General features: G+C 72.3%; 6 protein-coding genes. 5 read left to right on the top strand and 1 reads right to left on the bottom strand.

The features are described 5' to 3' along the window. Positions 1-83: 83 nt before the first annotated feature. A complete protein-coding gene (locus VNM44_RS04020; RefSeq protein ID WP_325622886.1) occupies positions 84-1,085 on the bottom strand; it encodes a methyltransferase domain-containing protein in 1,002 nt (333 codons plus the stop codon). Positions 1,086-1,236: 151 nt separating this feature from the next. On the opposite strand from VNM44_RS04020, the gene VNM44_RS04025 reads away from it, so the two are divergent. From VNM44_RS04025 to VNM44_RS04045, 5 genes are all read left to right on the top strand, one after another. Further along, positions 1,237-1,950, top strand: coding sequence for a PIG-L family deacetylase (locus tag VNM44_RS04025; protein WP_325622888.1), 714 nt, complete (start codon positions 1,237-1,239; stop codon positions 1,948-1,950). A gap of 13 nt (positions 1,951-1,963) precedes the next feature. After that, positions 1,964-3,001 carry a glycosyltransferase family 2 protein gene (locus VNM44_RS04030; protein WP_325622890.1) on the top strand — a complete coding sequence of 346 codons (1,038 nt, stop codon included), beginning with the start codon at positions 1,964-1,966 and terminating at the stop codon, positions 2,999-3,001. Next, positions 2,998-4,587: a glycosyltransferase family 39 protein gene (locus tag VNM44_RS04035; RefSeq protein WP_325622892.1), complete on the top strand. Its 1,590-nt coding sequence runs from the start codon at positions 2,998-3,000 to the stop codon at positions 4,585-4,587. Before VNM44_RS04030 ends, VNM44_RS04035 begins: the two co-directional genes overlap by 4 nt. Then, positions 4,584-6,026 (top strand): glycosyltransferase family 39 protein, encoded by a 1,443-nt coding sequence (locus tag VNM44_RS04040; RefSeq protein WP_325622894.1) that lies wholly within the window; start codon positions 4,584-4,586, stop codon positions 6,024-6,026. The genes VNM44_RS04035 and VNM44_RS04040 overlap by 4 nt, the downstream gene beginning before the upstream one ends. Before the next feature lie 49 nt (positions 6,027-6,075). Beyond that, positions 6,076-6,558, top strand: a 483-nt coding sequence (locus VNM44_RS04045; protein WP_414652953.1) for an ABC transporter permease, incomplete at its 3' end; no start/stop codon positions are given.

The raw sequence follows: 6,558 nt of genomic DNA on the forward strand, positions 1-6,558 counted from the left end.
ACCGGAAGCTCACGCGCACCACCCGGCGGGTCTTCCGGAGCGATTCGGCGTCGTAACGGCTGCCGGTCGGCCGCGGGCGGCCGCTAGCCGGGGCGCTTGACCGCCCGCACGCCGACGATCACCTCGTACAGTCGGTCGTGCGCGGCGAGCTCCTCGGCCTTCAGGTCCGACGCCGCGAGCCCGTAGAGGAACCCCGTCGCGCTCAGCACGTTGCCGTAGGACCGCGCCTCGACGTTCCCCGCGCCGAAGGCCTCCTCGGCGAGGCGCTGCGCCGAGCGGGCGGTGAAGTGCCACCACTCGCCGTACTCCTCGTCCTCCGGCGGTGAGATCTTCGTGATCCCGGGCACCGTCGCGAGCAGCACTCCGCCTGGCGCGAGGGTCCGGTGCAGCGTCGCGAGGGCGGCGCGGATGTCGTAGACGAACTGGAGCGTCTGCGTGACGATCGCGCAGTCGAACGCGTCGCTCGGGATCTGGGGCGCGTCGGTCAGGTCGCCGACGATCACCGCGTAGAGTCGGTCGTGCGCGGCAAGCTCGTCGCCCGTGAGGTCGGAGGCGGCGAGCCCGTACAGGAAGCCGGTCGCGCTCAGCACGTTCCCGAACGAGCGGACCTCGACGTTCCCCGCGCCGAAGACCTCCTCCGCGAGCCGCTGCGCGGAACGGGCCGTGAAGTGCCACCACTCGCCGTACTCCTCGTCCTCCGGCGGCGAGATCTTGGTGAGCCCGGGCACCGTGGCGAGCAGCACCCCGCCCGGAGCGAGGATGCAGTGCAGGGTCGCCAGCGCAGCCCGCACGTCGTAGACGAACTGGAGCGTCTGCGTGACGATCGCGCAGTCGAACGCGTCGCTCGGGATCTGCGGCGCATCGACGAGGTCACCGACGATCGTCGCCTGCGGGTTGCCCTCGGTCGCCATCAGGATGTCGATCCGCTCGACGTCGCGGCCGAAGCGCGTGGTGTAGTCGGGCGCCGCGATCTCGAGCACGCGACCGCGGATCTCCGCAGCGTGGCCGCCGACGAACTCCTCGACGTAGACGCGGTCGATCGGCGTGCCGCGCTCGAACCCCCAGTTGGGGTCGATTGGCGTCACGCGCCGGAGGTCTCCGAGTGACGGTGGGCGGCGGCGGCGCCAGTCGACGTAGGCCGCGCGCAGCGGTCGGAGCCGTCTCCGGAGAGCCTGTGGGACGTAGCGGTGCGGGTTCAACGTGCGGCCTCCGTCAAGGCCGCGATCATAGGGCGCCGTGGCCGTGCTCGAACCTCTGGTGACCGACTCGCAGCGCGTCGTCGTCGTCTCGCCGCACCTCGACGACGGCGTGCTCTCGCTCGGCGCCTCGATCGTCACCTGGAGCCGCGCGGGGGCGTCCGTCGAGCTCCTCACCGTGCTGGGCTGCGACCCGGATTCGGACGCGCCCGCCGGAGGCTGGGACCGGCGCGGCGGTTTCGCGACGGAGGGCGAGTCCGCCCGCGCGCGGCGCGAGGAGGACGGCCGAGCGTGCGCGCTCCTCGGAGCGACGCCGGTGTGGCTCCCGTTCGGAAGCGTCGACTACGAACGGCACGGCGACGACGAGGACGTGCGCCGGGCGGTCGCAGACGCTCTCCACGGTGCCGACCTCGTCCTCGTTCCCGGCTACCCGCTCACCCACCCCGACCACGACTGGCTCGTCCGGCGGCTGGTATCCGGCTTCGAGTCGGACACCAAGCTCGCGCTCTACGCCGAGCAGCCGTACACGCGCCGCACGGACGCCGCGCCGGAGGTGCCCGAGTGGCTGGCCGAGGCGACCGCCGCCGGCGCGTTCGAGGTGGCTCACACGCGGCTGCGCGACCGGCTCGCCAAGTGGCGTGCGATCCAGGCGTACCGCTCGCAGCTTCCGCTGCTGGGAATGCGCCGGAGCCTGCGGCGCGGTGTCCACCGCTACGCGCTCGGCCCGGAATGGATCGCCCGGGCGCCGGACTAACCTCCACGACGGCATGAAGCTGGTCATGACCCTCCTCGTCCGCGACGAGGCCGACATCGTCGACGCGCAGATCGCGTACCACCTCGACGCGGGCGTCGACTTCGTCGTCGCGACTGACAACCGCTCCGAGGACGCGACCACCGAGATCCTCGAGCGCTATGCGCGCGAGGGCGTGCTCCACCTGATTCGGGAGCCCGGCGACGACCTGCGCCAGAGCGAGTGGGTGACGCGGATGGCGCGCCTCGCGGCGGCCGACTTCGCGGCGGACTGGGTGATCAACGCCGACGCGGACGAGTTCTGGCATGCGCACGGCGCGAGCCTCAAGGAGCTGTTCGGAGCCGTTTCCGGACGGTTCGGCGCGGTTCGCGGCGCGTGGCGGAACTTCGTGCCGCGGCCGGACGACGGACGGTTCTTCGCGGAGCGCATGACCGCGCGGCTCAGCGCTCCGAGCTTTCATCCGCACCCGCTCAGCACGCACTTCAAGTCCGCGCACCGGGCCCGGCCGGACGTCCGCATCGGACGTGGCAACCACGAGGCCCTCGCGCACGACCTCGTCGCGCTGCGCGGCTGGTATCCGATCGAGATCCTCCACTTCCCGGTCCGCTCGTACGAGCACTGCCGGCGGAAATACGTGACGCAGTTCGTCGCGCTCGAGCGGAACGCCGAGAAGGGGATCCCCGGGCACATGGCAGAGGCATACGAGGCGTACCGTGCCGACCGCCTCGACGACTTCTACGCTCCGCTCGTCGTCGACGACGCGACGCTCGAGGCGGGGCTCGCCGACGGGACGTACTCGGTCGACACCCGCCTGCGCGACCGTCTGCGCGCGCTCGGCTTCGGCGCTCCCGGCGGGCCGTCCCGCGTCGCCGATGCGCCGCGCACGCCGCTCGAGGAGGCGGCGCAGTTCGCGGCCGAGTACACCGTGCTCGGTGAGACGGATCTCGGCTCCTCCTTCGGCGCACGCATCGACGAGCTCGAGGCGCGGCTCGCAAGGCTCGAGCGGAGCCCCGCGGCGCGCGTCCGCCGGCTCGTCGGAAGCCTTCGCTCGTGAGCGGGCACGTCGCCCGGCTACTCGCGTTCGTCTCCACGAGGCGCGCCGCCGTCCTCCTCTTCGCCGTTGCGCTCGTGGTCTTCTGGTTCCAGGCCCTCGGCTGGCCGATGGCGAAGGGACGCGACACCTGGGACTACCTCGTCTACTACCTCCAGCTGCTGGACTCCGAGCCGCCGCTCTCGCAGGTGCAGCTCTTTCGCACGCCGTTGACTCCGCTCGCGGTCGGCCTCCCGCTCGACCTCGGCGGGACATTCACGCTCGAGGTCGCCTTCGGAGTCCTCTTCGCGGTGTCGGTCGTCGCGTGGACCGCGACGGCGCTGACGTTCGGGCGGGTGCCTGCCCTGGCGACGGCGGGGCTGCTTCTCGTGTATCCGGGCTGGGCGACCCTCTACCACCAGGCCTCGAGCGACGCGGTGTTCGCGACGGGGCTCGCCGTGTGGGCGCTCGTCCTCGCGCGGGCGCTTCGGCGTCCCACGACGGGCGGCTTCGTCGCGCTCGGCGCCGGGATCGCGGTGCTGATCCTGATCCGCCCGGCGAACCAGGTGCTGCTCCCGGCCGTGCTCGTGCCGCTGCTCGCCGCGGCATCGTGGCGCCGCCGGCTCACGTGGGTGGCCGCGTGCCTCGCCGCCGCGGCGCTGCCACTCGCGGGCTGGGCCGTGCACAACGACGCCCGCTACGACGACCTCACCGTCGCGCGGGGCGGCCGGGCCTGGGTGCCGTTCCTGCGCGTGTGGCTCGACGACAGGACGATCACGCCCGAGAACGGCCCGGCGTCGCGGCGGCTCGCGGGCCTCATCCAGGACCACGTGCTGACCGAAGAGCCGTTCGCCGGTCTCCGCGTCCCCCTCGACGCGTACTTGCAGAACGGGACGAACTACGAGACGGTCCGGCTCATCGCGCTATCCGACCGGTACTTCGGACGGAACGACAACTACGGCGTGATCTTCGACTCCGCGGTCGAGGCGATCCGCGAGCACCCGGGGACGTATGCGCGCGGCGTGGCCGACGTCTTCTGGGAGTTTCTGATGCAGCGACCGATCCGGGAGGGCGTCGCTCCCCGCGAGCAGACGGCACCCGAGGCGCCGCCGCCGACGTTCGAGAGCGAGGGCGTCGTCCTCCCGAACCCGCAGGCGCACGTTCTCGTCGACGCCGTGCCCTACGGCTTCGTGTGGTGCGCGTCGGACTACATCGACTCGTGCGCGCTCAGGAATCCGTCGCTCGTCTGGCACGACCCGGCGCAGCAGAAGCGCTACCGCGAGATCGTCTCGCAGGTGCGCGCCTGGGATGCGGAGCTGCCATCCCGGGCCGGCAAAGCGTGGGTGACGGGGATCCTCAACCGGATCACGCCGCGGTTTCCGCGCCCGCCGCTCTGGCTCGCGGTCGGCCTCGTCGCGCTCGTCTGGCGCAGGCCACGGGACTGGCGGACGATCCTCGTGCTCTGGGGGGCGGCCCTGGCGGTCCTCCTCATCCACGCCGCCTCACAGGGCCTCGCGCCCGAGTTCGCGCTCCCCCTCTACCCGGTGTTCATCGTCACGGCGGTCGGTGCGCTGGCCGGGGAGCGCAGTCCCGTGCGGTCGACGGAGTGACACGCGCGCGGTCGCCGCTCCTCGCCGTCCTGGCTCTGACTGCTCTGGGTGCCGCGCTCCGGTTTCCCACGCTCGACCGGCAGAGCTTCTGGCTCGACGAGCTCGTGACGGTCTCGCTGCTCGACCGGGGCCTCGGAGACGTGCTCCACGAGATCCCCCGGACGGAGGCGACGCCGTTCGTCTACTACGTCGTGGCGTGGCTCTGGGGATCCGTCTTCGGGCTCGGCGAGGTCGGGATCCGCTCGCTCTCGGCGCTCGCGGGAACCGCCACGATCCCCGTCGCCTACGGCGCCGGCGCCGTGCTGGCCTCGCGGCGTGCTGGTCTCGTCGCGGCCGGCCTCGTCGCGGTCAACCCGTTCCTCGTCTGGTACGCGCAGGAAGCGCGCTCGTACGCCCTCCTGTCGCTGTTCGCCGCCGCGACGGTGCTCGCGTTCGGTCTCGCGCTTCGCGGCGACGCGCGGTGGCTGGCGTGCTGGGCCGCGTTCGCGGCGCTCGCGATCGCGACGCACTACTTCGCGCTGTTCCTCGTCGGGGCGGAGGCCGTGTGGCTGCTCGTCCGCCTCCGCGCCTCTCGCCCTGTCGTTCTGGCGATGCTCGTTCCGTCCGCCGTGGTCCTCGCGCACGTGCCGCTCGTTCTCGCGCAGCGGGGGAACGGCGAGGCCGTCTCCGGCTCGTCGCTCGTCTCGAGGATCGCGGGGATCCCGAAGAACCTCGTCGTCGGCTACAGCTTTCCCGCCGAGGCGCTCGGGAGCGCGCTCGCGGCGCTGCTGCTCCTGGTCGGGATCGTCCTGGTGGCGCGCGCGGGTCCACGCGAGCGGCTCGGAGCGATCGCCGCCGGCTCAGTCGCCCTCGCGATGGTCGTGGCGCCCGTCCTGCTCGCGCTCGTCGGCGTCGACTTCCTGATCGCGCGAAACACGATCGGCGCGGTCGTTCCGGCGGCGGTGTGCGTCGGGGCCGGCTATGCGACCGGAAGGCTCGGGCTTGCGGCGGCGACGGCGCTGTGCGTCGTCTCGGCCGCGGTCGCGCTGGCGCCCGCGATCGACACGACGTACGGCCGCACGGATTGGCGCGGCGCGGCCGCCGCACTGCGGACGACCGAGGGCGACCGTGCGATCGTCGTCACGCCGTACATGAGCCGGACGCTCTGGCGTCCGTACCTGTCCGGCCTGCGGGAGCCCGACCCGAACGGTGCGCGGGTCGAGGAGATCGCCGCGGTCGGGCTGGCGACGGAGGGCGGCTACTCGGCCGGCCGCGTCGAGCCGCCGAGCGTGAGCGCTCCGCGGCCGCTCGAGGGCTTTCGGGTCGTCGCCGTCGAGCGGAAGCCGACGTACACGCTCGTCCTGTACCGGGCCGCTCGACCGACGCTCGTCCCGATGGCGACGCTCGCCGGTCTCGCGCTCACGGACGAGCAGCCGGGAGTGCTGGTGCAGGGCCCGTGAGTTTCCCGGTGTGGAGGGCGCCTTCCGTCCTCCCGGGTAGCATCCCGGGGTGAATCGGACCGAGGCCGCGCTCGAGGAGGAGCGCACGACGTCACGTGCCGTAGAAGCAGAGCCCGCGCTCCTGCCCTCCCAGAGGCCGGGTGACGTGGTCGATCTCGAGGCAGCGGGCCGGGTGGCGGTCATCCGGCCGGCGAGCCGGATCCCGCGGCTCGACATCGGCGAGCTCTGGCACTATCGCGAGCTTCTCTGGACGCTCGTCTGGCGAGACGTCGCAGTCCGCTACAAGCAGACGTTTCTCGGCATCGCCTGGGCGCTCCTCGTCCCGGCGTTCACCGCCCTCGTCTACGTAATCGTCTTCGGGAAGTTCGCGAACTTCCCAGCGGGCAGCACTCCGTACCCGAGCCTCGTTGTCGCCGGCGTTCTGCCGATGCAGTACTTCGCATCTGCACTGAGCCTCGCGAGCCTCAGCCTCCTGTCGAACCTGCCGCTCGTGACGAAGGTGTACTTCCCCCGGACGCTCCTCCCGCTCGGC

Source organism: Gaiella sp. (genome assembly GCF_035558935.1).
Classification (GTDB): Bacteria; Actinomycetota; Thermoleophilia; order Gaiellales; family Gaiellaceae; genus Gaiella.